The organism is Inquilinus sp. Marseille-Q2685 (genome assembly GCF_916619195.1).
Lineage (GTDB): Bacteria > Pseudomonadota > Alphaproteobacteria > DSM-16000 > Inquilinaceae > Inquilinus.
Genome location: NZ_CAKAKL010000006.1, coordinates 155081 through 181957 on the forward strand (window position 1 = coordinate 155081; position 26877 = coordinate 181957).

24 protein-coding genes are annotated in these 26877 nt (G+C 71.3%); 11 read left to right on the top strand and 13 right to left on the bottom strand.

What is annotated here, in order from left to right:
- Window positions 1–20 precede the first annotated feature (20 nt).
- Together gloB and LG391_RS24655 are read right to left on the bottom strand one after the other, a co-directional pair.
- On the bottom strand, window positions 21–791 hold the full coding sequence (gene gloB, locus LG391_RS24650) for a hydroxyacylglutathione hydrolase (protein WP_225770702.1): 771 nt from the start codon (window positions 789–791) through the stop codon (window positions 21–23).
- Window positions 792–860: 69 nt separating this feature from the next.
- Window positions 861–2753, bottom strand: a complete 1893-nt coding sequence (locus LG391_RS24655; RefSeq protein ID WP_225770703.1) for a DNA/RNA non-specific endonuclease — start codon at window positions 2751–2753, stop codon at window positions 861–863.
- Window positions 2754–2862: 109 nt separating this feature from the next.
- Here LG391_RS24655 and LG391_RS24660 point away from each other — a divergent pair, with 109 nt between their 5' ends.
- The 4 genes from LG391_RS24660 (at window position 2863) to LG391_RS24675 (ending at window position 6703) form a co-directional block, all read left to right on the top strand.
- Entirely contained in the window at window positions 2863–3624 is a 762-nt protein-coding gene (locus LG391_RS24660) for a class I SAM-dependent methyltransferase (RefSeq protein WP_225770704.1), read from the top strand.
- Between the two features lie 156 nt (window positions 3625–3780).
- Window positions 3781–4644 (top strand): chorismate mutase, encoded by an 864-nt coding sequence (locus LG391_RS24665; protein ID WP_225770705.1) that lies wholly within the window; start codon window positions 3781–3783, stop codon window positions 4642–4644.
- Between the two features lie 8 nt (window positions 4645–4652).
- The gene (gene hisC, locus LG391_RS24670) at window positions 4653–5756 is read left to right on the top strand and encodes a histidinol-phosphate transaminase (protein ID WP_225770706.1); all 1104 of its coding nucleotides are present in this window, start codon (window positions 4653–4655) and stop codon (window positions 5754–5756) included.
- Window positions 5753–6703 (top strand): prephenate/arogenate dehydrogenase family protein, encoded by a 951-nt coding sequence (locus LG391_RS24675; protein WP_225770707.1) that lies wholly within the window; start codon window positions 5753–5755, stop codon window positions 6701–6703. The genes hisC and LG391_RS24675 overlap by 4 nt, the downstream gene beginning before the upstream one ends.
- Before the next feature lie 203 nt (window positions 6704–6906).
- Here the strand turns inward: LG391_RS24675 and LG391_RS24680 are convergent, their stop codons facing one another.
- Window positions 6907–7917 (bottom strand): DUF2125 domain-containing protein, encoded by a 1011-nt coding sequence (locus LG391_RS24680; RefSeq protein ID WP_225770708.1) that lies wholly within the window; start codon window positions 7915–7917, stop codon window positions 6907–6909.
- A gap of 125 nt (window positions 7918–8042) precedes the next feature.
- On the opposite strand from LG391_RS24680, the gene LG391_RS24685 reads away from it, so the two are divergent.
- Window positions 8043–8651: a gamma-glutamylcyclotransferase gene (locus LG391_RS24685; RefSeq protein WP_225770709.1), complete on the top strand. Its 609-nt coding sequence runs from the start codon at window positions 8043–8045 to the stop codon at window positions 8649–8651.
- 208 nt (window positions 8652–8859) lie between these two features.
- Here LG391_RS24685 and LG391_RS24690 read toward each other — a convergent pair whose 3' ends face one another.
- From LG391_RS24690 to LG391_RS24720, 7 genes are all read right to left on the bottom strand, one after another.
- The gene (locus LG391_RS24690; protein WP_225770710.1) at window positions 8860–11118 is read right to left on the bottom strand and encodes an adenosylcobalamin-dependent ribonucleoside-diphosphate reductase; all 2259 of its coding nucleotides are present in this window, start codon (window positions 11116–11118) and stop codon (window positions 8860–8862) included.
- Window positions 11119–11240: 122 nt separating this feature from the next.
- Window positions 11241–12578 (bottom strand): hypothetical protein, encoded by a 1338-nt coding sequence (locus tag LG391_RS24695; RefSeq protein WP_225770711.1) that lies wholly within the window; start codon window positions 12576–12578, stop codon window positions 11241–11243.
- A 69-nt stretch (window positions 12579–12647) separates the two neighbouring features.
- Complete coding sequence (locus LG391_RS24700; RefSeq protein ID WP_225770712.1) at window positions 12648–13811, bottom strand: serine hydrolase; 1164 nt, start codon at window positions 13809–13811, stop codon at window positions 12648–12650.
- A 27-nt stretch (window positions 13812–13838) separates the two neighbouring features.
- On the bottom strand, window positions 13839–14249 hold the full coding sequence (locus tag LG391_RS24705) for a DoxX family protein (RefSeq protein ID WP_225770713.1): 411 nt from the start codon (window positions 14247–14249) through the stop codon (window positions 13839–13841).
- Between the two features lie 70 nt (window positions 14250–14319).
- Window positions 14320–15870, bottom strand: a complete 1551-nt coding sequence (locus tag LG391_RS24710) for a hypothetical protein (protein WP_225770714.1) — start codon at window positions 15868–15870, stop codon at window positions 14320–14322.
- A gap of 7 nt (window positions 15871–15877) precedes the next feature.
- Window positions 15878–16633: a 1-acyl-sn-glycerol-3-phosphate acyltransferase gene (locus LG391_RS24715; RefSeq protein ID WP_225770715.1), complete on the bottom strand. Its 756-nt coding sequence runs from the start codon at window positions 16631–16633 to the stop codon at window positions 15878–15880.
- 6 nt (window positions 16634–16639) lie between these two features.
- Window positions 16640–17263, bottom strand: a complete 624-nt coding sequence (locus LG391_RS24720; protein ID WP_225770716.1) for a YdcF family protein — start codon at window positions 17261–17263, stop codon at window positions 16640–16642.
- A 193-nt stretch (window positions 17264–17456) separates the two neighbouring features.
- Here LG391_RS24720 and LG391_RS24725 point away from each other — a divergent pair, with 193 nt between their 5' ends.
- Window positions 17457–18167, top strand: coding sequence for a DUF3426 domain-containing protein (locus tag LG391_RS24725; protein WP_225770717.1), 711 nt, complete (start codon window positions 17457–17459; stop codon window positions 18165–18167).
- Window positions 18168–18169: 2 nt separating this feature from the next.
- Here LG391_RS24725 and LG391_RS24730 read toward each other — a convergent pair whose 3' ends face one another.
- The 3 genes from LG391_RS24730 to LG391_RS24740 are packed head-to-tail and all read right to left on the bottom strand — an operon-like array spanning window position 18170 to window position 21238.
- The gene (locus tag LG391_RS24730; protein WP_225770718.1) at window positions 18170–19126 is read right to left on the bottom strand and encodes an ABC transporter permease; all 957 of its coding nucleotides are present in this window, start codon (window positions 19124–19126) and stop codon (window positions 18170–18172) included.
- Complete coding sequence (locus LG391_RS24735; protein ID WP_225770719.1) at window positions 19113–20057, bottom strand: ABC transporter ATP-binding protein; 945 nt, start codon at window positions 20055–20057, stop codon at window positions 19113–19115. Before LG391_RS24735 ends, LG391_RS24730 begins: the two co-directional genes overlap by 14 nt.
- A gap of 8 nt (window positions 20058–20065) precedes the next feature.
- Window positions 20066–21238, bottom strand: a complete 1173-nt coding sequence (locus LG391_RS24740) for an NEW3 domain-containing protein (RefSeq protein WP_225770720.1) — start codon at window positions 21236–21238, stop codon at window positions 20066–20068.
- Between the two features lie 446 nt (window positions 21239–21684).
- Here LG391_RS24740 and LG391_RS24745 point away from each other — a divergent pair, with 446 nt between their 5' ends.
- From LG391_RS24745 to LG391_RS24765, 5 genes are all read left to right on the top strand, one after another.
- The gene (locus LG391_RS24745; RefSeq protein ID WP_225770721.1) at window positions 21685–22827 is read left to right on the top strand and encodes an ABC transporter ATP-binding protein; all 1143 of its coding nucleotides are present in this window, start codon (window positions 21685–21687) and stop codon (window positions 22825–22827) included.
- Between the two features lie 15 nt (window positions 22828–22842).
- Window positions 22843–23949 carry an extracellular solute-binding protein gene (locus tag LG391_RS24750; protein WP_225770722.1) on the top strand — a complete coding sequence of 369 codons (1107 nt, stop codon included), beginning with the start codon at window positions 22843–22845 and terminating at the stop codon, window positions 23947–23949.
- 170 nt (window positions 23950–24119) lie between these two features.
- Window positions 24120–25001, top strand: coding sequence for an ABC transporter permease (locus LG391_RS24755; RefSeq protein ID WP_225770723.1), 882 nt, complete (start codon window positions 24120–24122; stop codon window positions 24999–25001).
- A complete protein-coding gene (locus LG391_RS24760) occupies window positions 25001–25798 on the top strand; it encodes an ABC transporter permease (protein WP_225770724.1) in 798 nt (265 codons plus the stop codon). Before LG391_RS24755 ends, LG391_RS24760 begins: the two co-directional genes overlap by 1 nt.
- On the top strand, window positions 25795–26877 hold the full coding sequence (locus LG391_RS24765; RefSeq protein WP_225770725.1) for an aromatic ring-hydroxylating dioxygenase subunit alpha: 1083 nt from the start codon (window positions 25795–25797) through the stop codon (window positions 26875–26877). Before LG391_RS24760 ends, LG391_RS24765 begins: the two co-directional genes overlap by 4 nt.

Below are 26877 nucleotides of genomic sequence, written 5' to 3' on the forward strand. Positions count from 1 at the left end.
GTCCCGGGTTGGAGAAGCGTTCAGAACCGGTCCTTGCGGCCGCGGATCTCGGCGAAGACGGAGACGGGGTCGGCCCCGGCCATGCCGATCGCGGCCTGCAGCTCCGGCTTGTCGGCGCGCAGGAAGGGGTTGGCCAGCTTCTCGCGGCCGAGCTGGGCCGGGATGGTCGCCGCACCGCTCTCGCGCGCGTCGTCGACATCCTCGGCATAGGCCTGCAGCACCGGGTTGGCGCCGTCGACCGTCAGGGCGAAGCGGGCATTCGACTGGGTGTATTCGTGGCCGCAATAGATCCGGGTGGTGTCCGGCAGCGCCCGCAGCTTCAGCAGGCTGGACCACATCTGCTCCGGCGACCCCTCCAGCAGGCGGCCACAGCCGAGCGCGAACAGCGTGTCGCCGCAGAACAGCACGCCGGCATCCTCGAACCAGAAGGCGATGTGGCCGGCGGTGTGGCCGGGCACCTCCAGCACGGAGCCCCGCGCAGCGCCGACCATGACGTGGTCGCCCTCCGCCACGCCGCGGTCGAGATCGGGGATGCGCGCCGATTCCGCCGCCGGCCCGACGATCGAGGCGCCGTAGCGCTTCGCCAGCTCGTGGTTGCCGCCGACATGGTCGCCGTGATGGTGGGTGTTCAGGATCCAGTCCAGCCGCCCGCCCTTGGCCTCCAGCTTCGCCGCCACCGGGTCGGCCTCGCCGGGATCGACCACGGCGACCATGCCGGTCGAGTCGTCCTCCAGCAGATACGCGTAATTGTCCTTCAGGACGGGGATCAGCGTGACGCGAAGCGAGGCCATGCGTCCTCCTGGACCGAGGTCGAAACGGGTCGGGCAGCATAGCCGCTCCCGACCCGCTCCGCGACCCAATCAGAGCTCGATGTCGGCCAGGCTCTCGATCAGCGTCACGCGCGGCAGGGCCTCGGCCGCGGCGCGGCGGCCGCGCGCCGGGCGGGCGGGGGCGGCCCGGTCGTCGGCGGCCTTGAGGTCGCCGAAGTCGAGGCCGGTGCGGCTCTCCAGCTCCGCGATCGGCAGTTGGTATAGGCGGAACGGCTCCAGCCCCAGCGCCTCGATCCGGTTCAGCAGGTCCTCCTGGGTCAGCAGGAAGGCCTTGGCCTTGAGCGCGCCGGCCTCGACATAGGCCACGATCTTCCAGTAGTCGCGCGGGATGGCGGTGCCGCGATAGACCGGGTCGTCGTCGCGGAACACCGGCCCGCCCAGCACCGAAACGCGCAGTTGCTCGACCTCCACCTCCTCCAGGATCGCATTCTCAAGCAGGCCCCAGAGGCCGTTCAGCCCGGACTGGTTGTAAGCCTCGTGCTGCGGCGCGATGTTGGTGAAGTAGAAGGATTCGCGGTTGGCCCTCGCCGCCTCCTCCGGCGTGCCCCAGACCAGGTCCTGGCGCCGGGCGATATGGCCGCGGTCGAGGCGGTTGGAGGCGTAGAGGGCGTCGCCGGTCTGCCATTTCGCGTCGACCAGCGGGTCGACCGTGAACTTCAGCCCGCTGCGGCTGAGCATGCGGATCTGGCCGCCATCGACGTTCCAGGCCACCCAGCGGGCCAGGCGGCGCGACTTGCTGAGCACCAGCGAGAAATGGGTGTGGCGGATCACGGGCGAACCGCCGACCTTCGCCGCGTCCGTCTCCTGCGCCCGCGACAGCGCCGGCATCGGCACGGTCCTGCCGCCCAGGAACTGCGGGTCGTAGCCGCCGCCGGTGGCCGCCGGAGCGGCCTGCGCCAGATCCGGCGGCGTCGGCTCGATCTCCAGCTTCTTGAACACGGCCTCGGCGCCGCAGGCGAGCGCGAAGTCGCCCTCGTCGGCCTCGGCGCCGTCGGCCTCGCCCCCGAAATGCAGGCCGAGCATGACGTCGGCCGGGTCGCCCTTGCCGTCGACGCCGAGCCAGACCGAGCCCGAATCGCCACCCTTGCTGATCTCGTCCTCCGCCGCCGGTCGGTCGGGGTCGGGGCCGATCTCGAAGCCGCCGATCCGCTTGAACCCGATCTGGTCGCCGTAGGACAGCTTCCCCGTGGTCTCGATCCGGGTGACGATGCCCCAGGTGACGCCTGTGGTGCGGCCGGACTTCACCACCCGGTCGCCGAGCTCCGGCCGGCCCAGGCGGGCGACCCTGACGCCGAGGTCGAGGATCTTCGGGTCGACCTCGCGGCCCTCGATCCGGGCGATGGCGCAGTCGCCGGCCAGGCCGAGATGGCTGCGCACCAGCACGCCGCAGCCGTTGCTCTCGATCCGGTTGTCGTCGAACGGCCCGGGCTGGACGACCGTGTCGCCCAGCCGGCCCTCCTCGCCGTGCAGCACGTGCCAGTTCGACAGGATGTGCGGCCGCCCCTCCTGCCGGTCGTAGACGATGCAGCCGAGGGTGCCGGCCGTGCCTGCGGGATGGCTGACGCTGATGCCCGGCACCAGCGGATCGCGGCGCAGCTTGCGCTCGTCCTTCACCACCTGCGGCACCAGCTGCCAGGACGGCTTGTAGCGCCGCTCGACCACGTCGGTCGGAATCGTGACGCCGTCGACCGTGATGCTCTTCGGCAGCGGCGGGATGCCCTCGTCCACCAGCGCCTGGGGCGCGGCCTTGCGGCCGACGGTGAACTGGATGCACAGCTCGCCGGTCGGCTTGCCGCCTTCGGGCTTCCGGCCGATCCCGACCGAGGTGACGTTCGGATGGTCGAGATAGAGGTCCGCGGCCTCGCGGGCGGCCTGCTTCAGGCGCTCCGGGTCGATTCCACGAGGCTCGGTCTTGCGGGCCATCAGGCGACTCCTGACATATCCTGTTGAGGGACAGCCGATGCGGCGAGGGCTCGAAGCTTGCCGCCGATGCGTTATCCTAACGTGGGCGAGGCCCTGGGACGACCGGCGGATGTACAGCGACGTCATCGATCTGCGTGAATTTTACGAGACCAGCCTTGGGCTGGTGGTGCGCCGCATGGTGCGCCGCCAGATCCGCATGCTGTGGCCGGACACCCAGGGCCAGATCATCCTCGGCCTCGGCTACGCCACGCCGTTCCTGCGGCCCTTCCTGGGCGAGGCCGAACGGGTGATCGCCTGCATGCCGGCCGAGCAGGGCGTGACCCATTGGCCGCCGGACGGCCGCGGGCTGGTGGCGCTGAGCGAGGAGACCGAGCTGCCGCTGCCCGACATGTCGGTCGACCGGGTGCTGCTGGTGCACGGGCTGGAGGCGACCGAGCAGCTGGGCGAGCTGATGCGCGAGATCTGGCGCGTCCTGAACGGCAGCGGCCGGCTCCTGGTGGTGGCGCCGAACCGGCGCAGCCTGTGGGCCCGGTCCGACCGCACCCCGTTCGGCCACGGCAAGCCCTATTCCGCCAGCCAGCTGAACCAGGTGCTGCGCCAGCACCAGTTCGTGCCGGAGCGGGTGGCCCGCGCCCTGTGGCTGCCGCCGACCCGGTCGCGCTTCCTGTTGTCCACCGCCCCGGTGTGGGAGGAGGTCGGCGCCCGCTGGTTCCAGCGCGTCGCCGGCACGGTGATGATCGAGGCGTCGAAGCAGATCTACCAGCTGTCGCGCGGCAAGAAGGTGCGCCACCGCCGGCCGGTGCTGGTGCCGGTCGGGGCGGCGCAGCCAGTGCTGGGGGTGCAGCGCGACGGCGAGGAGCAGCCGGGCTAGGCAGGCGAGGGAATCGGGGCGGGATCGCCCCGGTCCGGGGTTCCGGCGCGTCAATCCCGAGATGCTTAAAACCCCAGATGTTTCCTTTGCTTTCGCCCCCTGCCCGTTCTACATCTGATCGCCCTCGACCCGGCAGGTTTCAGCCCCGTCCCGACGATGCCAGACACCCCCCAGACGCTCGACTCGTTGCGCAGCCGGATCGACGAGATCGACGAAGCGCTCCATGACCTGATCATGCAGCGGGCCGGGGTGGTGCACGACATCGCCGTCGCCAAGAACGGCGACCCGTTGGCGATGCGGCCGGGCCGCGAGGCCGCCATCCTGCGCCGGCTGGCCGAGCGGCACAGCGGCGGCTTTCCGCTGCCCGAGCTGACCCGGATCTGGCGCGAGCTGATCGCCGGCTGCACCCGCATGCAGGCCCCCTTCGCCGTCGCGGTGCATGCGCCGGAGGGGCGGACGGAGCTGTGGGACCTGGCGCGCGACCATTACGGCAGCCACACCCCGACCACTGCGGTGGCCGGGCCGATCCAGGCGATCCGCGCCGTCCATGACGGCAGCGCCGCGGTGGCCATCCTGCCCTGGCCGGTCGAATCCGACAGCGACCCCTGGTGGCAGGTGCTGCTTTCGGACGACCCGCGCACGCCGCGGATCGTCGGCAGCCTGCCCTTCGTCGTCACCGAGCGGCACCGCGACGAGCCACTGGCCCTGGCCGTCGCCCAGCTCGACCCCGAGCCGACCGGCGACGATCATGCCCTGGTGGCGGTCGAGGTCGCCGGCGACATCAGCCGCAGCCGGCTGAAGCAGATCTTCGAGGCCGCCGGCCTGCCGCCCGTGGCGTTCTGGACCCGGCCGGCCCGCAGCGCCGAGGATTCTGCCGTCCACCTGGTCGACGTGGCCGATTTCGTCGCCGCCGGCGACCCCCGGCTCGGCGGCCTGGGCGAGCGGCTGGAGGAGCTGGCCCCCCGCATCCGCCTGATCGGCGGCTTCGCCACCCCGATCGCCATCGGCCGCCGGAGCTGACCAGAGCCATGACGACCATCCAAGCCCCGCGCCCCCGCCCGGGCCTGCTCGACATCGATCCCTATGTCGGCGGCGAGGCCAAGACGGTGCCGCACCCGCAGCTGGGCCGCCCGATCCGGCTGGCCTCGAACGAGGGCGCCTTCGGCCCGAGCCCGAAGGCGACCGCGGCCTATCGCGAGCTGGGCGGCGAGATCCATCGCTATCCCGACGGCGGCTGCACCGCCCTGCGCGAGGCCCTGGCCGCCCGCTTCGGCCTGGATGCGGGCCGCATCGTCGCCGGCGCCGGGTCGGACGAGCTGATCGCCCTGCTGGCCAAGAGCTATGCCGGGCCCGGCGACGAGGTGCTGTACAGCCGGCACGGCTTCCTGATGTACCCGATCGCGGCCAAGGCGGTCGGCGCCACGCCGGTCGCGGCGCCCGAGGCGGACCGCAAGACCGATGTCGACGCCCTCTTGGCGCATGTGACGCCGCGCACCCGCATCCTGTTCCTGGCCAACCCGAACAACCCGACCGGCTACCTGCTGCCGAAGGCCGAGGTCGAGCGGCTGCACGCCGCCCTGCCGCCGGACGTGATCCTGGCGCTCGACGCCGCCTATGCCGAATACATCGACGACCCGGCCTACAGCCCCGGCGCCGATCTGGTCGACCGGGCGCAGAACGTCGTCATGCTGCGCACCTTCTCGAAGATCTACGGCATGGGCGCGCTGCGGCTGGGCTGGGCCTATGCCTCGGCCGGCATCACCGACGTCCTGCATCGCGCCCGCGGCCCGTTCAACGTCAGCGCCGCGGCCCAGGCGGCGGGCGTGGCGGCGCTGGCCGACGAGGCCTTCATCGAGAAGAGCCGCGCCCACAACGCCGAATGGCGCAGCTGGACCGCGGCGGAGCTGGCGAAGCTGGGCCTGTCGCCGCTGCCTTCCGCCGGCAACTTCCTGCTGGTCGATTTCGGCGATCGCGACGCCGAGGCGGCGCGCCTTTACCTGAAGGACACCGGCATCCTGGTCCGTCAGATGGGCGGCTACGGCCTGCCCAGCTGCCTGCGCATCACCATCGGCACCGAGGAGGAGATGCGGGCGGTGGTGGCGGCGCTGGCCGAGCATCTGCGCGGCCGATGACCGCGCCGGCGAACGAAGCCGGGGCGCCGGTCTTCAAGCGGCTGGCCCTCCTGGGCATCGGCCTGATCGGGTCCTCCGTCGCGCGCGCCGCCCGCAAGCACGGGCTGGTGGGCGAGATCGTCGGCCATGCCCGCAGGCCCGAGACCCGCGACGAGGCGATGGCGCTCGGCTTCCTCGACCGGGTCGAGGCCGACCCGGCCGCCGCCGTGGCCGGCGCCGACGCGGTGATGATCTGCGCCCCGATGGGCGCCTATGAGCAGCTGGCGAAGGCCATCGCCCCGGCCCTGGCGCCGGGCGCGGTCGTGACCGATGTCGGCTCGGTCAAGGGCATGGTGGCCGAGACCATCGCGCCCTACCTGCCGGCCGGCGTGCATCTGGTGCCCGGCCACCCGATCGCCGGCACCGAGCATTCCGGCCCCTCGGCCGGCTTCGCCGAGCTGTTCATCGACCGCTGGTGCGTGCTGACGCCGGAGCCGGGCGTCGACGCGCAAGCGGTGGCCAAGGTCGAGGCGCTGTGGCGCGGCATGGGCATGATGGTCGAGCGGATGACCGCCGAGCATCACGACCGGGTGCTGGCCATCACCTCGCACATCCCGCACCTGATCGCCTACACCATCGTCGGCACCGCCTCGGACATGGAGGAGGCGACGAAGGCCGAGGTGATCCGCTTCTCCGCCGGCGGCTTCCGCGACTTCACCCGCATCGCCGGCTCCGACCCGGTGATGTGGCGCGACGTGTTCCTGACCAACAAGGACGCGGTGCTGGGGGTGCTGCAGCAGTTCACCGAGGACCTGGTGCGGCTGCAGCGCGCCATCCGCCGCGGCGAGGGCGACACGCTGCAATCCTGGTTCACCCGCACCCGGGCCATCCGCCGCGGCGTCGTCGACGCCCATCAGGAGGAGATGGAGCCGGAGAAGGCGGCGCGTCTGACCAAGGAAGAGGATTGAGGCGCCCTGGTCGCAGGTTGGGTGCGCCCTGCGAATCCAACGCGGCAATCTCCCCTTCTTGTCATTGCCGGGCTTGACCCGGCAATCCAGGGCCACCCAGAACGGCCTCGATAGTCCCTGGATGCCCGGGTCAAGCCCGGGCATGACAATAGAGGGACTAGGATCGAGATGTTGGGTTCGCGTCGCGAACCCGATCTACGCGGTCACTGCGCCCAACGAATCTCCGGCAGCTTCGCCACCTGCAGCGGGCCGAAGGAAACCTTGCCCTTTTCGATCGTGATCGGGGCGGTGACCGTGCGGGTGCCGTCCGCCGCCGGCTGGCCGGCCATCAGGTCGAGCCCGACCTTGGCGAAGCCTGCGTCGCGGTCGCGCACCACCCCGGCCTTCTGCAGGTCCTCGATCACCGCGCCGTAGCCGCGGATCTTCGCCGTCAGCGTGCCCTGCGGCTGCAGCCGGTCGTCGAGGTCGAGGGTGCCGTCGGCATCGATCACCAGCGGCCCCCAGCGCAGCGCCAGCTTGTCGACCCTGAGCTTGCCCCCGGCGGTGCGCCAGGCGGTCAGCTCGGGCGCCGTCGCGGCCTTCGGCATCGGGCCCAGCACGGTCAGCCGCGCTGCCACCATGTCGACCCGCCGGCCCATGGCTTCGAGGCCGAGATCCGGCGTCTCCAGCCCCTCGATGTCGAGCGACCCGGCGGCGCCGGCCCCGGCCTCCTCCGGCGCGCGGTCGACCGAACCGTTGACCCGCGCGATCGGCAGCGGCGCCGGCAGCAGCCCGCCGGCCAGCTCGATCTGGGACAGCGTCAGCAGCACCCGGTTCGGCTTGCCGTCGCCGCCGATCCGGGCGCTGCCGCTGCCCGCCCCTTTCACCTCGGCGGTCAGGGCCGGGCTGCCCGGCAGGGTGATCCGCTGGGGCGGCGCGATGGTGAAGCCGACCTCCGGCAGGGTCCAGGGCCTGGCGGTGGCGACCACCCCGGCGGCGTTCCAGGTCAGCCCGTCGACCCGGCGCAGGCTGGGCGCCTGCGATTCGACGGTGAAGGCCAGCGGGAAGCCCTCGACGCTCAGCGTGCCGGGATCGACCGTGACGCCGGGCGGCGGGTTGGCGGCGAAGGCCTGCGCCTGGGCCTCGACCTTCCCCGCGGCCCAGTACCAGCCGCCGGTCCAGCCGGCGGCGATCAGGGCGACGAGGGCGGTGGGAACGGCGACGATGCGGCGCATGGAGGGTCCCGTGCAGTGGCGCAGGCGGGCACGTGGCCGCGACCGGGCCCTGGAGTCAAGCCGAACCAGCGGAACGCGACACGACGCCCCTCCCCTTCGCCCCCGCGAAACGCTACATCTTGCGGATGGCCGATGGTCACCCTGACTGGAAGCCACCGACCCTGCCGCTGCCCCCGGGCGAGCCGCTCTGGGTGTTCGGCTACGGTTCGCTGATGTGGAATCCGGGCTTCCCGCATCTCGAGCGGCAGCCGGCGGTGCTGCACGGCTATCACCGCCGATTCTGCGTCCTCTCCCACCGCTACCGCGGCACGCCGGAGCGGCCGGGGCTGGTGCTGGGCCTGGACCGCGGCGGCTCCTGCCGCGGTATGGCGTTCAAGGTGGCGCCGGAGCATGTGCAGGAGGTCGTCGCCTATCTCTGGGAACGCGAGATGGTGACCGGCGTCTACCGCCCGAGCCTGAAGCAGATCCGCCTGCTCTCCGGCCCGGTCACGGCCTGCTGCTTCCTGGCCGATCGCCGCCACCGCCAGTACCGGGGCGAGTTGGGGCCGGAGGAGACGCTGGCGATGATCCGCACCGGCGTCGGCAGCAGCGGACCGAACCGTGACTACCTGCTGAACACGGTCGAGCATCTGCGCGAGCTGGGCATCCGCGACGGCGCCCTGTTCGCGCTGGCGAAGAAGGTGGCGGAGGCGGCGGAGGCGGTCCCGGCGCAGACGGCGGTCGAGATCGCATAGAGGAGACGCCGCGTTTCCTCAGCGGCGCGGTCCCCCCTCACCCTCCCATTTGCCAACGCGAATGGGCCCCTCCCTCTCCCCGAGGAGAGGGAAATGAGAGCCGCAGGCCCTTCACCTCTCCTTGGGGAGAGGTCGAAATCGCGCCAGCGATTTCGGGTGAGGGGGCGGCGCCGGCCCATCCATTCCGCAGAGGCCGCGCCAATGCGCGCTACCCGCAGCGCGAATAGCCGCAGTTCAGGCAGGTGTCGCAGCCCTCCTGCCGGATCAGGGTCGGGTGGCCGCATTTCGGGCAGGACCGGCCCGGCGGCCGGCCGGGATTGCCGCCCACCGGCTCGGCCGTCACCTCGACCGCCACCTCCGGCACGATGCCCTCCGGCTTCGCCAGGAAGCCCGTCGCCACCATGTGCCGCTCGATCGTCTCGCCGATCGCGGCCAGCAGCGACGGCACGTAGCGCCCGCCCATCCACTGCCCGCCGCGCGGGTCGAACACGGCCTTCAGCTCCTCGACCACGAAGGCGACGTCGCCGCCGCGCCGGAACACCGCGCTGATCATCCGGGTCAGCGCCACGGTCCAGGCGTAGTGCTCCATGTTCTTCGAGTTGATGAAGATCTCGAAGGGCCGCCGGCGGCCGTCGACCACCTCGTCGTTGAGGGTGACGTAGATGGCGTGGTCGCTGTCCGGCCAGCGCAGCTTGTAGGTCTCGCCCGGCAGCACCTCCGGCCGGGCCGCGGGCGTGCTGAGGCCGGGGGCGTCGGCCGCCTTCTGCGTCGGCCTGGCCTCCAGCACCGCGCCGGTGATCGGGTTCGGCCGGTAGGTGGTGCAGCCCTTGCAGCCGAGGGCATAAGCCTGGGCGTAGACGTCCTTGAAGGCGTCGAAGGACAGGTCCTCGGGACAGTTGATGGTCTTGCTGATCGAGCTGTCGATATGCTTCTGCGCCGCCGCCTGGATCGCCAGATGATCGGCCGGCTGCAGGGTCTGGGCGTCGACGAAGTAATCCGGCAGCGGCGCGTCGGCGCCGTGGATCTCGCGGAACAGGCGATAGGCGTAGTTCTCCACCGTCTCCGCCCGCCGGCTGCCGTCGGGCAGCAGCACGTTGCGGGTATGGGTCCAGGCGAAGACCGGCTCGATGCCCGAGGCGACGTTGCCGGCGAAGAGCGAGATGGTGCCGGTCGGCGCGATCGAGGTCAGCAGCGCGTTGCGGATGCCATGCCGGGCGATCAGGTCGCGGATCTCCCGCGGCAGCCCGGCGACGCCCGGCGCGGCCAGGAATGCGTCGCGGTCGAACAGCGGGAAGGCCCCCTTCTCCGCCGCGATCTCGGCCGAGGCGCGGTAGGAATGCAGCTTGATCGCGCCCAGCCATTCCTCGACCAGGGCCGCCGATTCGGGCGAGCCGTAGCGCACGCCCAGCATCAGGAAGGCGTCAGCCAGGCCGGTGACGCCGAGACCGATGCGCCGCTTGGCCCAGGCCTCGGCCTGCTGCTCCTGCAGCGGAAAGCGCGAGACGTCGACGACATTGTCCATCAGCCGGATGGCGACCGGCACGATCTCCGCCAGCGCCGCGTGGTCGAAGCGGGCCTCGGGCGTGAACGGATCCCGCACCAGCTTCGCCAGGTTGATCGAGCCGAGCAGGCAGGCTCCGTAGGGGGGCAGCGGCTGCTCTCCGCAAGGATTAGTGCTTTGAATTTGCTCGCAATATTGAAGATTATTCCGATCGTTGATGCGGTCGATGAAGATCACGCCGGGCTCGGCCGAATCATAGGTCGAGCGCATGATCCGGTCCCACAGCTCGCGGGCCGGCAGGGTGCGGAAGACGCGGCCGCCGAACACTAGGTCCCAGGACGCATCGGCCTCGACCGCCGTCATGAAGGCGTCGGTGATCAGGACCGACAGGTTGAACATGCGCAGCCGGCCGGGGGCGCGCTTGGCCTCGATGAACTCGACCACGTCGGGATGGTCGCAGCGCAGCGTCGCCATCATCGCGCCGCGGCGGGAGCCGGCGGACATGATGGTGCGGCACATCGCGTCCCACACATCCATGAAGGAGAGCGGGCCGGAGGCGTCGGCCCCGACGCCGGCGACCGGCGCGCCCTTCGGCCGAATGGTGGAGAAGTCGTAGCCGATGCCGCCGCCCTGCTGCAGCGTCAGCGCCGCCTCGCGCAGATGGGCGAAGATGCCGGCCATGCTGTCCGGCACCGTGCCCATGACGAAGCAGTTGAACAGGGTGACGTCGCGGCCGGTGCCGGCGCCGGCCAGGATGCGCCCGGCCGGCAGGTAGCGATGGTCGCGCAGGATGTCGAGGAAGCGCCCGGCCCAGAGATCCGGGTCCGATTCGGCGGCGGCCACGGCGGTCGCGACCCGGCGCCAGCTGTCCTCGACCGACTGGTCGACAGGCGTGCCGTCCGGCTGCTTCAGCCGGTACTTCATGTCCCAGATCTGGGTCGCGATATCGCCCGGCTCGGCCACCATGGACCTCCCGCAGACTGACGCACCCCCAAAGGATGGGGGTGCGGCCCTATAGGGTCAACCAGGGACAGTGGCAGTCCCTAGGACCCGGCCATACCCGCCAGGCATGGATCGGAGGCGGGGCGTTAGTCGCGAATCATGCCGTAGCCGCGCATCCGCGCGAGCACGGCGTCGCCCGCCGAAGTCCCTTTGATCCGATCCGCGACGGCATTCACGTCCGCCAGAAGGCTGCCTCCCCAGGACTCGTGGTCTGCCTGCCAGTGGTTGAAGTCGATCGGATCGGGCAAGCCGCCCGTGCTCTGCATCTCGTCCAGGGTCTTGCCGACGACCTGAGCGGCCAGCGGCCCTTCCATGTCCCGCGTCATCCATTCGAGGCGCCGGAACATCTCCAGCCCGTTCTCCTGAAGGGAGTTTCTCTTGTCCAGGAGCGGCATGGTGATGAACTGGGTAACGTCGGAGAAGGGAACGCGCTCGCCGGACAGGGTGTCCGCCAGCTCCAGCTGCGCCGCCCGGGATGCGTGCCTTGCCCCGATCGCCAGGCTGTAGAATTGCGGGTTGGCGATGCCGAGCGCCTCCCGATCGGGATCGCCGCCCATGATGCCGGCCCGGTTGCGGATGGCCTCGGCTGCCGCATGCGTGCCCGCGCCGCGATGCATGGTCGGCAGCAGCTCGCGGCCGAAATCCTGCGCGGCGACCTGCTCGATCGCCCCCATCACCGGCCCGGCATCGACCCAGTCCCGCTCATACAGCCGGTTGAGCACGGTCCATTTCATCTCCGTGGCGGCCTTGCCCTCGGCACCGCGCGTCGTCTCGTCGAGGAAGGCCCGGATGTCGGTCGCCATCGCCGCCTGGCTGTCCTGCGTCTCGTCCGGGCGGTACTCCAGTTTGTTGCCGCGGTCGTAAAGTTTCGACGCGAAGGCCTCCTCGCCCTCGCGCCGCTGCGCTTCCGCGGGATCGGTGGCCAGCCCGGACAGGGTGGCAGCGTATCCGATGCCGTCCCGCACCCAGGCATATCTCTGGCGGATGTCGTAAGTGGTGGCGGCTTTCTCGCCGGGGATGTGCCCCTCCGGCGTCTCGAATGCCTTGAGCAGCCGCAGCACGGTCGCCTGCCGCTGGTCGGGAGGCAGCCGGTCGAGGAAGGGCTTCACCTGGTCGAGGACCATGGCGCCCTGCATCTCGTCCGCCTCGGGCTGATAGTCCGTTACGATATCGCGGTGGAGCCGTTCGATCAGTTGCTCCTCCGTCTGCGGCTCGTCGCTCGGCTGGGAGGCCGGCGAAGACGACGACGCCCGCTGCAGCGCCGCCTGGAAGGAGGCCCCCTGCGGGACCTGCCGGTCCGGCGCCTGGACCCGGCTGCCGATAACGGGCCGGCCGGCGCGTTCGATGCTGAACGTCATCTCTCCCCCCCTTCTGATCCGGAGGGGTCGTTCATACACGTTTAGGAATAGGACGGAAATCTTCATATTTCCGTAAGATTTCCCCACCGATCCTGGGAGGGAGGAGGCGCGCCGGAAACCGGAGATCAGGGATCTCTAGCCCGGCCCGGCATAGATCGCGGCGCGCAGGTCGGCGACGAACGCACCGTTCATGCCTTCGAGCGCCGTGTTGGTCAGGCCCACGACGCTCAGCCGCCGGGCCGGGTCGACGAACCAGGAATGGCCGTAGACGCCGCCCCAGCGCCAGGTCCCAGCCGTCATCGGCACGCCGGCCGCCGCCGGGTCGGTCACCAGCGCGAAGCCATAGCCGAAGGTCGTGCCCGGCGTGTTCGGCATCGAGAGGCCGGGGATCTGGTCGGTGGCCATGGCCTGCACCGTCTCCGGCCGCAGGATCGGCGCGCCGCCGCGGCGCAGGGCTTCGAGGAACACCAGGAAGTCGCCGGCCGTGCCGGCCATGCCGGCGCCGCCGGAGGGGTAGGAGGCCGGGTCGAAGATCCGGCCGGGGGCGTAGCTGAGCCCGGCGAAGGGCCGCGGGGCGGGGATGGCGTAGTGGTCGCCCATCCGCACCGGGCCGGGCTCGCCGTCGGCATAGGCGGCGGCCAGGCGCGACCGGTCCGGCGGGGCGAAGCCGGGGTCCTCGAGCCCGAGCGGCCCGGTGATGCGGCTTCGCACCAGATCCGGCAGGCTTTCACCCGCTGCCTGCTCCAGCGCGGCGCCGAGCACGTCGAGCGCCAGCGAATAGGCCCAGGCTGACCCGGGGGCGAAGGCCAGCGGCGCCGAGGCGATGCGGCGCAGGTTGTCGGCGAAGGACCGGCCCGGCGCGTCGAGCCCGTCGGAGACGCCGGCGCGGTGATAGGGGCCGTCCGCCGGCTCGGCGAAGCTGTAGATGAGCCCCGCAGTGTGGGTCAGCAGGTGACGGATGGTGATCACCGGCTCGGTGCCGTCGGCCAGCTTCGGCCGGAAGTCGGGCAGGTATCTCGTCACCGGGTCGGCCAGGGCGATCCGTCCCTCCTCCACCAGCCGCAGGGCGGCGGCGGTGACGATCGGCTTGGTCAGCGAGGCGTAGAGGAACACGGTGTCCTCGCGCACCGGCCGCCCGGCCTCGCGGTCGGCCAGGCCGGCGGCGCGGCGGTAGACCAGCCGGCCGTCCCGCGCCACCAGCACCACGGTGCCGACGATGCGCTGTTCCGCCAGCGCCCGGTCGATCGCGGCGTCGATCCGCGGCGACAGGGCGGGATCGGGAGCGTCGAACAGGGTCATCGTGAAACTCCGGCTTCGGAAGGACGGCTATGCCCGGCCGAGGACGGTCCGGCGCAGCGCCAGGATCCGTCCCGGCCCGTGCACCGCGGCGAAGAGCAGCCCGGCCAGGAAGGTGAAGTGGTCGACGAAGAAGCCGAACTCGGCCTGGTTCCCCGTCCAGCGCGACGGGCCGTGGAAGGCGAAGGCCAGGAAGACGACATAGACGGCGGCCAGCAGCGACGCCTCGGTGAAATACGCGCCGGTCAGGAAGCAGATCACCAGCAGGCATTCGAAGATCGCCGCCAGCCAGGCCAGCAGCAGCGGCGCCGGGAACCCCGCCGAGTCGATGTAGGCGGCGGTGGTGGTCATGTCCATGAACTTGAAGACCGCCGCCATCAGGAAGACCGCGGCGAAGATCAGCCGGCCGACGAGAATGGCGATCGACTGCCAGGCAGGCATGGGCGTCTCGGCATTCATTGTCCCCTCCCCCGAAAGGACCGCGAGGATAGCGGAGGCTTCGGTCGCGGGGCTAGTCCGGCAGCGTCACCGGCGTCGCCGCGGCCAGGGGACGGCGCAGCCGGTCGGGGTCGTCGTAGCGCCACAGCGGGATGCCGGCGCAGCGCTCCACCCGGTCCGGCATGCCGTAGCGGGCGACCACGGCGCGGGCGTTCAGCCCGTCCATCAGGATGAAGCCGAAGGGCGGCGCGCCGGCGCCGCCGGCCCAGTCCCGCCGGGCCCAGCCCTCATTGATGATCCAGTGATACGGGGCGCCGTTGCGCGCCACCTGGGCGATCTGGACCCGGCGGCCGGAATGCAGCACCAGCGGCTTGGCCCACCAGTAGCCGGCGAGGCCGGCGGCCGAACCCTGGAAGCAGGCCAGCGTCCGCGGCGGCTCGATCCCCGCCGCCAGCTGGGCCGGCGGGGCCCGGAGCGCGGCGGCGCCCGCCAGCACCATGGCCGAGGCCGCCCCCACTGGCCAGGCCGGCACCCGAAGCCGGTCGGCGGCGAGATGGGCGAGCCAGAGCGCGGTCAGGAACAGCCAGGGCTGGAAGTAGCGCAGGAACGAATCGTCGCGGAAGATGCCGAACAGCACCACCGCCAGCAGCGTGGCCAGCGAGGAGGCGGCGGCGAAGACCGCGATCCGGCCCGAAGGGGCGATCTCGCGCTCTCCGGCCGCCAGACCGCGCAGCACCAGGAGGATGCGGGCCACCGGCAGCAGGGCGAAGGCGATCAGGCCGAGATTGACCGCCGTCTCCGCCGCATCGGCGCGCCAGAGCACGCCGCCGAGGCGGAACAGGCCGTAGCCGATGCCGAGGTCGAGCTGGGCGCGATAGATCCCGTTCAGCGGGTTGACCCAGCCCTGCAGAAGGTAGGCGGCCAACGCCGCACCACCCACCGCGACCGCAGCAGCCAGGGCCGCGCCGCGGGTGCGCGGCACCAGGGCGCAGAGCAGCGAGAGCGCCACGGCCGGGGCGGCGGCATAAGGCAGGACAAAGCTGTCCGACAGCACCCCGGCCAGGATCAGGGCGGCCAGCCCCGCCAGCGGCCATGGGCCCGGCCGGTCGAGCTGGCGCATCACCAGCAGCAGCACCGCGGCCGCGATCAGGACGGCGCCGAAATGGAAGGTGACGACGAAAGGATAGACCAGCCAGTTCAGGGCGTAGAAGCCGGCCAGGCCCCAGCCGAAGGCGAAGAGCAGTGCCACCACCATCGCCAGAGCCGCCACGGCCATGGCGACAGAGCGGCCGCCGGCGGCGCGATGCACCGCGGCGCCGAGCATCAGGTAGAGGCCGAACTGCAGCGCCGCGGCGAGCGGCAGGGCCCGGCGGAAATCGCCGGCGGCGAGGTCGGCCAAGCCGTAGACCGCCATGTCCGGGAAGACATAGGGGCCAGGCGTCAGGTGCCAGCCGCGCAGGGCATCCAGGCCGCGATGCAGGTCGTCGAACAGCGCCGGCAGGTAGAGGACATCGGCATTGCCGACCGGCCCGGCGGCACCGGGCAGGCGCAGCACCAGCGCCGTGGCCAGCAGCGACAGGCCGGCGACGGCGACGAGAAGCAGAATTAGGCGAAGGCCGCGCAACCCGCGGTCAGACAGTCGCCGTCGCCTTGGCCGGGCGCGGCGTCGGCGGCCCGCCGGCTGCGACCGACAGGCGCTCGGACGCCGTCTCCAGCTCGTCCTCCAGCCGCCGCATCATCTCTTCGCGCGGCAGGCCGGGCGGGATCGGCGGCAGGAACTCGACCGTGATCGTGCCGGGGCGCTTGCGGAAGGCGCGGCGGCCCCAGAACACGCCGGAGTTCAGCGCCATCGGCACCACCGGCACGCCCAGCCCCTCATAGAGTGCGCCGACGCCGATGCGGTAGGGCCGCCAGGTGCCGGGGGCGGTCCGGGTGCCCTGCGGGAAGATCGCGATCGGCCGGCCTTCCGCCACGCGGACCTTGGCGTGGTCGATCATGCTGCGGATCGCCCGGCTGCCGGCGCCGCGGTCGACCGGGATCATGCCGGTCTTCAGCAGGTACTTGCCCCAGACCGGCACCTTCAGCAGCTCGGACTTCAGCACGATCGCCGGGTCGGGCAGCAGCAGGTGCAGCTTCAGCGTCTCCCAGGCCGACTGGTGCTTGGCGGCGACGATGCAGGCGCCGTCCGGCAGGTTCTCGCGCCCGACCACGCGGTAGTCGATGCCGAGGATGGTCTTCTCCAGCCAGTACGTCACCCGCAGCCAGACGAAGATCCAGGCCATCATCGTGCGGTGCGACAGCAGCATGGACGGCAGCAGCGCGAAGCAGCAGACCGTGGTCCAGCCGTAGAACAGCAGGGTGTAGAGGGCCGAGCGCAGGATGACCATGACGCCCTATATCCTGCCGAGGGTGACACGCGCCAGCGCAACCAGGAATTTGTTGTATTCGGAGACGATCAGCCGCGCCGTGCCGGGCCAGGCCCACCAGCGGTCGAGATGCACCGTGCCCGGATCGACCGGCTGGCGCTTGATCTCGATGTCCGGCATCGCGGCCCGGAACTCCAGCATGCTGCGCGGCATGTGGTAGTTCGAGGTGACGAGGCGCAGGCTGCGGAAGCCATGCGCCCGCATCCAGGCCGCCGCCTCCCGCGCGTTGCCGATGGTGTCACTGGCGGCGTAGCCGAGATCGACGCAGCAGCGCAGCGAATCGTCGGTCGGCGACAAGGCGAACAGCTCCTCCAGCCTGACGTCGCGGTGCACGCCGCTGACCAGCAGCCGCTCGGCCGTGCCGCGCGCCAGCAGGTCGAGCCCGGCGCGCAGCCTCTCGCTGCCGCCGGTCAGCACCACGATGGCGTCGGTGTGGTCGGGGTCGACCTCGCCGCCGCGCCCGGCCTGGGCCACGAACCAGGCCAGGCCCAGCCCCCAGGCCGCCGCCAGCACGACCAGCAGCAGCAGCGCCCGGCGCAGGCGGCGGCGCCAGGGCCGGGGCTTCGGAGGAGGATCGACGGTGCTCGACATGAACGGACTGCTGTTGCGCCGCGGCCGCAGTCACGGCGCCCGGACAGGAAAGGGGCGGATCGTGGCAAGATTATGCGGCCGCGTCACGGCCCCGGAGCGACGCCGGCCGGCGGGATTCGCAACCCGTTCACACCGTTCATAAAATCGCCGCAGATGATATAGGCAGCGGCACGGCGGCATGCGATAAGGCGCCATGATCGTCACCTGCCCCAGCTGTTCGACCCGTTACCTCGTCGATCCGGCGGCGATCGGCCCCGACGGCCGGCGCGTCAAATGCGCCCGCTGCGGCCATGTGTGGCGCGAATCGGCGGTCGAGCCGGTGCCGGCGGCGGCGCCGGTCGAGCCGCAGCCGGTGCTGGTCGGCCCGGCGGCGCAGGCGGCGACACCGAGCCCGGCCGCGGGGCACATCACCAACCTGCCGGTGGTGATCGCGCCGCGCCGACGCGACGGGCCGGCGGTCGGCCTGGCGCTGGCGGTGCTGCTGGTCGGCGGCCTGGCCGGGGTGGGCTATTTCGCACGCGACTCGATCGTCCGCTTCTGGCCGCCGGCGATCCGCCTCTACGACACCCTCGGCGTGCCGGTGGCGCAGCCGGTCGAGACCGGCGCGCTGGGCCGCGGCCTGGTGCTGCAGGGGCTGGAGGTGCGGCGCGTCGCCGGCACCGGCGTCGAGCAGGTGGTGGTCACCGGCCGGGTCGAGAACCGGGCCCTGGTGACCCGCCCGGTGCCGCCGATCGAGGTGCGCCTGCTGGACGCCAGCCGCACCGTGGTGGCGCGCACGCCGCTGCTGGTGACGACCGAATCGCTGGCGCCGGACCAGTCGGTGCAGGTGGCGGCGACGGTCGAGACCCTGCCCGACGCCGCCACCCGGCTGGAGATCGGCGCGCAGACCGGCGCCGCGCCGTAGCCCTACGCTCTCACCTCCTGGCGCAGGAATATGAGATACGCCAGGACGAACAGCACGATCACCGCCGCGCTCAGCGCCGTGAATTGCGGCCAGACCAGGAGGAAGCTCTGCCCCGCCGGCAACGGCGCGCCGATCAGGGCGCCGTCGAGGTCGCTGTACAGCACCGGGCCGAGCGTCCGGGTGGCGGGGTTGAGCAGCGCCACCGCGATCTCGGCGAACAGGCCGTTGGGCGAGATCCGCGACAGCGCCTGGGCGGTCTGGAGGTGATCGATGTTCGGGCCCATCGGCCCCATCATCGGGCCCGAGACCAGATCGGCGATCATCGAGGTGACCGGCGCCCAGAACATGCCGACCACCAGCCAGACCGCAAGCGCCGACAGGGCCGCCGTGGCCGGCGACCGGCACAGGGTGGAGAACAGCAGCCCGACCGCCAGCCACACGCCGCCGAAGGCGAGGGTGGCGAGGAGGAACCCGGCCATGCGCACGATCTCCTCCGTGCTCGGCGGCAGGCCCAGCAGCAGGATGCCGAGGCCGATCACCGCCAGCCACAGCGCCACCAGCGCGACCGCCAGGGTCAGCAGCGCCGCCGCGAACTTGCCGAAGATCAGCCCGTCCCGGTAGATCGGCTGGGACAGGAGGCGGCCGAGCGTGCGCCGGCTGAACTCGCCGTTCACCGTGTCGAAGGACAGGGCGATCGCCACCAGCGGCACCAGGAACCCCAGGATGGCGACGAAGGACGGCAGCGGCGCCTGCGACAGCGTGAACAGGTTGAGGAACAGGAACGGGTCCTGGCCGACCGTGTCGCGGATCGAGCGCAGCGCCGCGTAGGTGGCGCCGAGCGCGGTCAGGAACACCAGCGCCTCGAGCAGGCGCATGCGCACGCTGGTCAGGTGGTCGGCCGTCTCCTTCGCCAGCACCGTGCCGACGCCGGCCCAGGGGGAGCCTTCACGCCGCGACATCTCTCGCCTCCTCGAAGGTGCGCCGATAGATCTCGGCCAGGCTGGGCTCGGCCAGGCCGAGCCGCTGCAGCGTGCCGCGGGCGCCGAGCACAGCAGCGGCCACGGCGTTGCGGATGTCTGACCGGGCCTGGACGCGCCACCGGCCGGCTTCGACCGGCAGCACCGCCTGCACCTCCGGCACCGTGCGCAGCAGCGCCTCGGCCCCCGGCAGGTCGGTGGCGACGTCGATCACCCAGCCGCCGCCCAGCACCTGCGCCGCCAGGTCACGCACCGTGCCGGACAGCACGATCCGGCCCTGGTGGAACAGGGCGACGCGGTCGCAGACGCTCTGCACCTGGTCGAGATGGTGCGAGGACAGGAGAACAGTGATGCCGGCCTCCCGCAGTCCGCGGATCATCGCCAGGAATTCGAGCGTTGCATGCGGGTCCAGCGCCGCCGTCGGCTCGTCCAGGATCGCGATCTGCGCCCGCTTCATCAGGATCTCGGCCAGGCCGAGCCGCTGGCGCATGCCGCGGGAGAAGGTGGCGACCCGGCGGTCGGCGTGCTCGGTCAGGTCGACCCGGGCCAGCGCGTCGTCGATCCGGCCGCGGATCTCCGACCGCGGGATGCCGGCGAGGCGTGCGGTGTAGACCAGGTTGGTCGCCGCCGACAGCCCGTCATAGAAGCCGACAGCGTCGGGCAGGTAGCCGACGGCGCGCTTGACCGACAGCGGGTCGCGCATCGGGTCGCGGCCCAGCACCCGGGCCTCGCCATGCGAGGCCTCGGTCAGGCCCAGCAGCATCAGGATGGTCGTGGTCTTGCCCGAGCCGTTGGGGCCGAGCAGGCCGACGATCTCGCCGCGCCGGACCTCGAGGTCGATGCCGGCGACGGCGACGCGGCTGCCGTAGCGCTTGACCAGCTGCCGCGTGGACAGGACGATATCCTCCGCCATGGCTGGCCTTACCGGCGGCCGAAGCGGACGACCGTGGCGACCACGATCAGCACCGCGACGGCGATGATGGCGAGGCCGATCAGCCCCCAGCGGGTCGAGGTCTCGACCGTGATGCGGTAGTCGGCCGAGGCCGAGGCGGCGGGCTTGCCGCTGGCCCGGAAGGTCGCCTGGTAATCGCCGGCGATCGCCTTCGCCGCCGGCGAGACCACGGCCTGCACCGGCTGCGACGCGCCGGCGGCCAGCGACGGGATGCTCTTCGGCTCGAACTCGATCTTCCAGCCGGCGGGCGGCGAGGCCGACAGGTCGATGTCCTGCGCCGCCTCGCTGCCGCCGTTGCGCAGCACCAGGTTGAAGGTGGTGCTTTCGCCCGCGGTGGCGTCGCCGCTGAGCCGCCCGTCGTCGCCGACCAGGGACAGGCGCGGCTGGCCGGTGATGGTGGCGGCGAGGTTCAGCTGGGCCGAGGCGCCGTCGCCGTTGAAGCCGACATTGATCGGGTAGTTGCCGGCGGCGGCGTCGCGCGGCGGCGTGACCGAGAGCTGGACGTCCTTGCTCTTGCCCGCCTGGATCGGGATCGCGGTGATCTGCTGGCTGCCATAGGCCTCGGTGAATGAGGTCTCGAAGCCTTGCGGCGCGTCGGCCTGCAGGCTGACGGTGCTGTCGCGGCCGCTGTCGTTGGCGATGGTGATGCGGTACTGGAAGGCCGAGGTGGCGGTGCCGCGCAGGGCCGGCAGCTGGGTGGTGGCGGTCAGCTTGGCCGGCAGTTGCTCGCCGACGGTGACGGCCAGCGCCAGGATCAGCGGGTCGCCCTCGCCCGCCCCCTTCACGGTGATCGGGTAGGTGCCGGGCCTGGCGTCGGCCGCGGGCTCGAGCTTGAGCTGCAGCGGCACCTCGGTGTCCGGCACGGCGGTGGCGGCCGCGACCGGCTGGCCGCCGCCCAGCACCGTCGCCTTCCAGCCGGCGGGCAGGCCGTCGACCGACAGCGGGATGGCCTGCGGCGGCCGGCCGTAATCGTGCAGCGACAGGTCGATGGTCGTCGCCTCTCCCGCCCGCACGGTGAAGGCGGGGTAGCGCGTGGTCAGGAAAATGCCGGAGACGGCCGGCTTGGCCGTCTCCTGGGCCAAAGCGGGACCGGCCAGTCCGGTCAGCAGCAACAGGACGGCGAAGGTAGCGGGAAGACGCATCGATGAAGCTCCGCGAGAGATCTCGTCACCACGAGAAGGCGTCTCGTCGGCATCGCCGGCCCGGCGCGCTTGCGGCCGCGTCGGGCCGGGATCGGACCGAGGCGGAAAGATGGTTACGCCGCGGATTCTGTCGGCGATCTTTCCGAAAGATTAAACCGCGGTAAGCGACGGAACCTCCGCCGAACGAGCCGATCCGGGCCCTCGCCCCGACGCGGAGAAACCGGTGGATCATCACCATCGCTTTCACAGCAGTGAAACAGGCGAGATCGAGCGATTCCGGCAGCGAACCTGGCCGGCGATCCGACCGGAGCGCAGGATCGGCTGTTTCTCTGGCATCCCGGACCGTAGGGCTTCGACCGGAACAGGCTTGACAGCCGCCGCCCGCTGCCCGCAGGCTGATTTCACAAGAATGAAAATCTTCCCGACAGGGGGCGAGGTCGATGCTGATGCGGGCCACCCGATCGCAGGCGCCATCCTCCCAGGCCGCGCCGGGGGCGCACGGCCTGGTGCTGACCCGGCTGTCTCGCCGCTACGGCCCGGTCCGCGCCGTCGACGACGTGTCGCTGGACATCCCGGGCGGCGAGTTCCTGACGCTGCTCGGCCCCTCCGGCTCCGGCAAGACCACGCTGCTGATGATGATCGCCGGCTTCGTCGCGCCCAGCGCCGGCCGGATCGCGGTCGACGACCGCGACGTCACCGCCGTGCCGCCGGAGAAGCGGAACTTCGGCATGGTGTTCCAGGGCTATGCCCTGTTTCCGCACATGACCGTGGCCGAGAACATCGCTTATCCGCTCAAGGTGCGCGGCGTGAAGCGGGCGGAGATCGCCGCCAGGGTCGCCGGCGCCGTCGCCCGGGTGCGGCTGGACGGCTTCGACGACCGGTACCCCCGGCAGCTCTCCGGCGGCCAGCAGCAGCGCGTCGCCGTGGCCCGGGCCCTGGTGTTCGACCCCGGCATCGTGCTGTTCGACGAGCCGCTGGGCGCGCTCGACCGCCAGCTGCGGGCCGAGATGCAGCTGGAGCTGAAGACGCTGCACCGCGACCTGGGCGCCACCTTCATCCTGGTCACCCACGACCAGGACGAGGCGCTGTCGATGGCCGACCGGGTGGCGGTGATGAATCGCGGCCGGCTGGTCCAGGCCGGCGCGCCGGACGAGCTGTACGAACGGCCGCGCACCCGCTTCGTCGCCGAGTTCCTGGGCAAGAGCAATTGCATCGCCGGCCGCATCGCCGGGCGCGACGGCGGGCTGATCCGGCTCGAGACCGGCGGCGCCGCGGTGCTGCATCGCGGTGCCTCGGCGCCGGCCCAGGGCCGCGGCGTGCTGCTGGCACTGCGGCCGGAGAAGCTGCGGGTCGCGGCGCAAGAGCCGCGCGACATGCCCAACCGGGTGCGTGGGCGGGTGTTGGACATCGCCTATCTCGGCGCCACAAGGCAGGTGGTGGTCGGCACCGACGCCTTCGGCCCGCTGACCGCGACCGGCTTCGCCTGGGAGGCGGCGCCGGACCTCGGTCTCGGCGCCGCCGCCTGGGTCGGCTGGGCACCCGAGGCCACCGTTCTGATCGAAGACGAAGCCGACGACAGCTCGGCCTGAAACAGGGGGCAAATCATGACGGCATCCCGATATCGCGCGGATCTCGCGGCCATGGCGGCGGAGCGGTTCGCGGCAGGGCATCTCGACCGGCGCGGCTTCCTGGCCGTGCTCGGCGCGCTCGGCGTCACGCCGCTGCTCGCCTCCGGCCCGGCGAAGGCCGCGGCACAGGAGGTGGTGGTGGTCAATTTCGGCGGCGACGCCGTGCCGGCCTGGGGCAAGGCCTGGGGCGACCCTTTCACCAAGGACAGCGGCCTCAAGGTCACGGTGCTGGGCGCCGAGCCGACGCCCGGCGCGATCAAGGCGATGATCGACAGCGGCAACGTGGTGTGGGACTGCACCGACGCCGACGGCTTCTACCTGCCGATCCTGAGCAAGCAGGGGCTGATCCAGCCCTACGACTATTCCAAGGTCGACAAGTCGAAGGTGCGGCCGGAATTCACCTTCGAATACGGTTGCGCCGCCTACATGTACTCGACCGTCAACGCCTTCAGCCTGGAGAAGACCGGCGGCAAGACGCCGAACGGCTTCAAGGACTACCTCAACTTCAAGGACTTCCCGGGCAAGCGCGCCATCTACAAATGGCTGGTCGGGTCGCTGGAGGCGGTGCTGCTGGGGTCGGGGGTCGAGCCGGACAAGCTGTACCCGCTCGACGTCCAGAAGGCCTTCGCCATCATCAAGGACCACCGCGACCAGTTCCTGCTGTGGGGCGGCGGGGCAGAAAGCCAGCAGCTGTTCCGCGAGGGCGAGGTGACGATGGGCCCGATCTGGTGCACCCGCGCCTCGGTGCTGGACCGGGATTCCGGCGGCAAGATCACCTGGACCTGGGACCACGGCATCGTCGCGCCGGGCGTGCTGCCGGTATTGGCGAAGAACCCGGCCGGGCCGGCGGTGTTCGACTTCATCGCCTCGACCCAGGTGCCGGAGCGGCAGGTCGAGCTGCTGAAGCTGCTCGGCAACGGCCCGGCCAACCCGGCCGCCAGCGCCGGCCTGACGCCCGAACTGCAGAAGATCGATTGCGGCTACGAGCCGAACTATCGCCGGCAGATCCCGATCGACAGCGCCTGGTATGCCGAGAACTACGACACCGTGCAGAACGACTTCCTCGACCTGATCGCGAGCTGAGGGATGGTGGCGCCGGCCTTTGAGATCGCCTCCTCAGCCCTTCTCCGTCATGGTGAGGAGCGAAGCGACGTGGCCATCCAGGGGCCGGTGCGAGCCGCCCTGGATGGCCACGCCCCTGCGGGGCTCGCCATAACGGGTCGATGGTTCGGGCTGCGTTTCGGGCAGCCGGCATGACAGCAGCGCCCGCCCTCGACAGCGCACTGCCCTTCGCCGCCCGGCGCCGGACCACGGCGTCGGCCTGGGCGCTGGTGCTGCCGCTGATGGCGGCGCTGCTGCTGCTCTACCTGCTGCCGCTGGCCAACATCCTGTGGATCAGCGTCACCGACCCGGCGCCCGGCCTCGGCAACTACCAGCGGCTGGCGGACTCCGACGCCATGCAGCGGGTGCTGTGGACCACCTTCCGCGTCGCCGCCTGGACCACGCTCTGCGCCGTGGTCCTCGGCTACCTCGTCGCCTTTGTCATGCTGCACGCCTCGCCGCGGCACCGGGTCTGGATCACCGCCTTCGTGCTGGTGCCGTTCTGGGTGTCGGTGCTGGTCCGCGCCTTCGCCTGGCTGACCCTGCTGCGCAGCGAGGGGCTGGTGAACGGGGCGCTGGCCGGGCTCGGCCTGATCACCGAGCCGCTGCCGCTGGTGCGCAACGAGTTCGGCGTGCTGGTCGGCATGGTGCACTACATGGTGCCCTACGCCGTGCTGCCGCTCTATGCCGGGATGAAGGGCATCGACCCGGCCTTGGCCGCCGCCTCGCGCTCGCTCGGCGCCGGGCCGCTGCGCACCTTCGCCCGCGTGTTCCTGCCGCTGTCGCTGCCCGGGATCTTCGCCGCGAGCCTGCTGGTCTTCGTGCTGTCGCTCGGCTTCCTGGTCACGCCCGCGATCCTCGGCGGCGGCAAGGTGGTGATGATCGCGGAATATGTCCGGCTGCAGATCTTCCAGACCGTGCGCTGGGGCGTCGGCACCATGATGGCGTCGGTGCTGCTGCTCTCCGTCCTGCTCCTGATCGCGGCGCTGTCCCGCGTCGTCGATGTCCGCCGCCTGTTCGGGGGAGGGGCCTGATGCGCTGGTCCGTCCTGGTCGCCCTGTGCTGGGCCGTGCTCTTGTTCCTGATGCTGCCGACGCTGGTGGCAATGCCGCTGTCGGTGACGCCGAACCGGTACCTGTCGCTGCCGGCCGACGGCATCTCCTTCCAGCACTACGCCACGCTGTTCGGCGACGACCAGTGGCGCTCGGCGATGCTGCAGAGCCTCGGCATCGGCCTCGCCGTCACCGCGCTGTCGGTGGCGCTGGGCACGCTGGCGGCGATCGGGCTGTGGCGGCTGTCCTCGGCGCTGGGCGAATTCGCCCGGATGCTGGCCCTGGCGCCGCTGATCGTGCCGCCGGTGGTGTCGGCGCTGGCCTTCTATCGCTTCTTCGCCAATATCGGGCTGCTGGACAGCTTCGCCGGGGTGATCCTGGCGCACACGCTGCTGGCCGCGCCCTATGTCCTGGTCACGGTCTCGGCCGCGTTGGCCTCGGTCGATCCGCGCCAGGACCAGGCGTCGCGCTCGCTCGGCGCCTCCCAGTCCCAGACCATCCGCTGGGTGATCCTGCCGCAGATCCTGCCCGGCATCCTGGCCGGCGGGGTCTTCGCCTTCCTCACCTCCTGGGACGAGATCGTGGTCACGCTCTTCATCGCCGCCCGCGCGGTCTACACCCTGCCGCGCAAGATGTGGGACGGCATCAACGAGCGGGTGGACCCCACCATCGCGGCGGCGGCGACGGTGCTGTTCGCCCTGACCTTGCTGCTGGTTCTCCTGCAGATCCTGCGCGCCGGCCGCGAGCCGGCGGCGACCGACCGAGAGGTTGCGCCATGACGATGACGAGCCCCGCCGCGGCGGACGGCTTCACCTGGACCCTGCCCGCTGCCTGGTACCGCGACCCGGAGCGCTACGAAGAGGAGCGCACGCGCATCTTCGCCCGGCACTGGATGCTGTTCACCTGGTCCGGCCGGCTGCAGAACCCGGGCGACTACGTCACCGGCACGGTCGCGGGCTATCCGGTCTTCGTCCTCCGCGGCGAGGACGGGCAGGTCCGCGCTTTCCACAATGTCTGCCGCCACCGCGGCGCCCAGCTGCTGACCAAGCCGGAAGGGCAGTGCTCTCGGCTGGTGGTCTGCCCCTATCACAGCTGGAGTTACACGCTCGACGGCAAGCTGAAGCGGTCGCCCGATTTCGGCTCCGCCCCCGCCTTCGACCCGGAGGAATGGGGCCTCTTCCGCATCGCGGCCGAGGAGTGGCGCGGTCTGGTCTTCCTGCGGATCGCGCCGGAGGGCGAGGGCCTGCGCGACTGGCTCGGGCCCATCGACGCCCTGGCCGCCGACACTCCGCTGGAGCAGCAGCACTGGTTCGCCGAGAAGAACCGCGACTGCGAGGTCGACTGGAAGACCTACGGCGAGAACTACCTCGAATGCTACCACTGCCGGACCATGCATCCCGGCCTGTGCGCCTCCTTGGACATGGAACGCTACAGCATCGACGTGCATGACGAGGCCGGCGTCTTCCACCTGCACGCGCCGAAGCGGGACGGCGGGCTGACCCGCGGCGTCTATTTCTACCGCTTCCCGTTCCTGATGCTGAACCTCTACGACTGGGGCAGCTCGATCGCGACGCTGGAGCCGCTGGGCGCCGGAAGGCTGCGGCACGTCAACTGGTACTTCTTCACCGACATCTCGCCCGAGAAGGCGGAGGAGAACCGCCGGTCGATCGAATGGTCGGCCCAGATCGTCAGCGAGGACCTCGACATCATCACCGGGGTGCAGCGCAACCTGAACGCCGGCATCTACCAGCGCGGGCCGCTGTCGCCGAAGCACGAGCACGCCGTGCATGCCTTCCAGGACATGGTCCGCCGCGGCATGGCCGACCCTGCCCCGACCCACCGCGCCGCCGCCGAATAG